Annotated in this window: 3 protein-coding genes; 1 reads left to right on the top strand and 2 read right to left on the bottom strand. The window is 73.1% G+C overall.

The window, feature by feature from the left end; all coding sequences use genetic code 11:
* A partial coding sequence (locus tag GL263_RS25580; RefSeq protein ID WP_182858115.1) for an SRPBCC family protein occupies nucleotides 1-527 on the bottom strand: 527 nt, incomplete at its 3' end.
* 243 nt (nucleotides 528-770) lie between these two features.
* Here GL263_RS25580 and GL263_RS25575 point away from each other — a divergent pair.
* Nucleotides 771-956, top strand: coding sequence for a hypothetical protein (locus GL263_RS25575; RefSeq protein ID WP_182858114.1), 186 nt, complete (start codon nucleotides 771-773; stop codon nucleotides 954-956).
* Between the two features lie 46 nt (nucleotides 957-1,002).
* Here the strand turns inward: GL263_RS25575 and egtD are convergent, their stop codons facing one another.
* Nucleotides 1,003-1,983 (bottom strand): L-histidine N(alpha)-methyltransferase, encoded by a 981-nt coding sequence (gene egtD, locus GL263_RS25570; RefSeq protein WP_182858113.1) that lies wholly within the window; start codon nucleotides 1,981-1,983, stop codon nucleotides 1,003-1,005.
* Between the last annotated feature and the right edge of the window lie 73 nt (nucleotides 1,984-2,056).

The raw sequence follows: 2,056 nt of genomic DNA, 5'->3' as shown, positions 1-2,056 counted from the left end.
GCCTGGCGGCGACGGGGGCGGTCGGCGATGACCAGGGGGCCGGGCTCGTAGCCGATGTCGGCGAGGTCCTCGCTGCCGGTCAGCACCTCGTGGAGGCGCTGGGCGTCCTCGGGGAGGTCGCGGCGCCAGCCCAGGGCGACGACGGGCCACAGCAGCAGCATGCCGCCGGTCAGCCACGAGGTGACCTGGACGCCGACGCGGCAGCCGGTGCCCTGCGGCCACACGCGGAAGTCGTAGCGGGGCATCTGACTGCCGAGCGGGTTCCACATGCGCTGGCCGAGGAACCCTATGCGCACGTTGTGCTCGTAGGCACAGCACTCCAGCCGGAAGTCGCGGTGCCGGCCGGGGAAGCGGTAGCTGTAGGACCGGCGTTCGGCGTGTCCGGCGCCGTCGGCGCCCTCCGGGCCCTCGGGCCTGATGTCCATCACGCCGGAGTGCCAGCGCGCCAGATTCCGGCCGTCGGAGAGGAAGTAGAAGACCTCGTCGACAGGCAGTGGAATCGATACGTAGACCTGCACCTGTGGCATGCTGCGGCACCTCCTACGAGCGGCCGCCGCCTTGTGCGGTGCGGCGGTCGCTCCCCGTCCCGGGTGTTGCCTGCCAGTCCAGATTGAGTGGTATATGCCACTTCCGCCCCCGCAGCTCCGCCATTCGGGCGACGCCCGGACGGCGTGGTGCGGGGCGGACGCGCGAGGGTGGGCTGATCGACTGACGGGGCCGCGTCGGCGGCGATGAATCAGGAAGCGGCAGGAGAGGGGAAGGGCCCGTTCATGGCGTGTGGGAGCGGTCCGGAGGACGTCCGGTGGCAGGAGGGGCTGCGGGAGATCGTCGACTGGCTGGAGGAGGAGTACGGGGAGATCACGGAGGCCGAGCGGGAGGCGGGGCGTGCGGAGCTGGCGGAGATCGACGCCGAGCACGAGCGGCGGCGCTCCGCCCGGCGGCCGCGTCGAGGGTGAGGCACGCGGGCCGGCCGTGGGGAGCGCCGTCGGGTGGCGGAAGGAGTCAGGTGGGGGTGGTGAGGAGGAGGGCGAAGCGGGAGAGGGGGTCGGTCCACCAGTGTCGGACGGTGAAACCGGCGTCGGCGAGTTCGGCGGTGAGCGCTTCGCGGCGGAACTTCACCGAGATCTCCGTGCGCATCTCCTCCCCCTCCTCGAAGTCGACGGTGAGGTCGATCTCGGGGAGGGGGACGCGCTGGGCGCGGCGGGAGCGCAGCCACATCTCGATGCGGGAGTGCTCGGCGTTCCACAGGGCGCGGTGGTCGAACGCGGCCGGGTCGAAGTCGGCGCCGAGTTCGCGGTTGAGGACGAGGAGCACGTTCTTGTTGAACTCGGCGGTGACGCCCCGGCCGTCGTCGTAGGCGCGGACGAGGGTGTCGGGGTCCTTGACCAGGTCGACGCCGACGAGGAGGGCGTCCCGGCCGGCGGTGAGCCGGGGGCGGAGGGAGGCGTAGAAGGCGCGGCGGTCGGCGGTGTCCAGGTTGCCGAGGGTGCCGCCGAGGAACGCGACCAGGTAGGGGCCGCGGCCGGGCGGGGTCAGGTCGGCCTCGTAGTCGGTGACGACGGCGGAGACGTCCAGTGCGGGGTAGCGGTGGCGGAGGGCTTCGCCGGCCTCGGTGAGCGCGGCGGGGCTGACGTCCAGGGGGGCGTAGCGTTCCAGCGCGCCGGTGGCGGTGAAGGCGTCCAGCAGGAGCCGGGTCTTGCGGGAGGAGCCGGAGCCGAGTTCGACGAGGGTCCGGACGTCGGGCAGCAGCGCGGCGATCTCCGCCGAGCGCGCGGCGAGGATCTGGTGTTCGGCGCGGGTCGGGTAGTACTCGGGGAGTTCGGTGATCCGCTCGAAGAGCTCGCTGCCGCGCGCGTCGTAGAACCACTTGGGCGGCAGGGACTTGGGCCGACCGGTGAGGCCCTTGAGCGCGTCGGCCCGCAGCGCGTCGTCGAGGTGGGCGTCGGGCAGCCGGTGGGTGAGGGTGAAGCGGCGGCCGGTCATGCGGTGGTGGTCCTCTCTGCGACCCGGGCGCGGACGGCGCGGGTCGGGTCGTCGGCCGGAGTGGGGGCGGGGG

The organism is Streptomyces durbertensis, assembly GCF_014156695.1.
GTDB lineage: Bacteria > Actinomycetota > Actinomycetes > Streptomycetales > Streptomycetaceae > Streptomyces > Streptomyces durbertensis.
This window is presented reverse-complemented; position numbering and strand designations above follow the sequence as displayed.